1 protein-coding gene is annotated in these 778 nt (G+C 73.3%); it reads left to right on the top strand.

Going from position 1 to position 778, the window contains the following annotated elements; translation table 11 throughout:
- A partial coding sequence (locus tag MQP27_RS50755; RefSeq protein ID WP_278197494.1) for an ATP-binding protein occupies positions 1 to 778 on the top strand: 778 nt, incomplete at both ends.

Genomic DNA, 778 nt, shown 5'->3' with positions numbered 1-778 from the left:
TGCGCAAGGTGCTCATCGCCAACCGTGGCGAAATCGCTGTCCGCGTGGCCCGTGCCTGTCGGGACGCCGGCATCGCGAGCGTGGCCGTCTACGCGGATCCGGACCGGGACGCTCTGCATGTCCGCGCCGCGGATGAGGCGTTCGCCCTGGGCGGTGACACCCCGGCCACCAGCTACCTGGTCATCGACAAGATCCTGAACGCGGCGCGGGAGGCGGGCGCGGACGCCGTCCACCCCGGCTACGGCTTCCTGTCGGAGAACGCCGACTTCGCCCAGGCCGTCCTGGACGCCGGCCTGATCTGGATCGGCCCGCCCCCGCAGGCCATCCGCGACCTCGGCGACAAGGTCGCCGCCCGCCACATCGCCCAGCGCGCCGGCGCCCCCCTCGTGGCCGGCACCCCCGACCCCGTGAGCGGCGCCGACGAGGTCGTCGCCTTCGCCGAGACCCACGGCCTGCCGATCGCGATCAAGGCGGCGTTCGGCGGCGGCGGGCGTGGCCTGAAGGTCGCCCGCACCCTGGAAGAGGTCCCCGAGCTGTACGAGTCGGCGGTGCGGGAGGCGGTGGCCGCGTTCGGGCGCGGCGAGTGCTTCGTGGAGCGCTACCTCGACAAGCCCCGGCACGTGGAGACCCAGTGCCTGGCCGACACCCACGGCAACGTGGTCGTCGTATCGACGCGGGACTGCTCGCTGCAGCGCCGCCACCAGAAACTGGTCGAGGAGGCCCCCGCCCCCTTCCTGTCCGAGGCGCAGGTCGAGCAGCTGTACTCGGCCTCCAAGGC

Source organism: Streptomyces cylindrosporus, from assembly GCF_022698165.1.
Classification (GTDB): Bacteria; Actinomycetota; Actinomycetes; order Streptomycetales; family Streptomycetaceae; genus Streptomyces; species Streptomyces cylindrosporus.
Note: the sequence above shows the minus strand (reverse complement) of the source record. Positions and strands in the feature narration are given on the sequence as shown.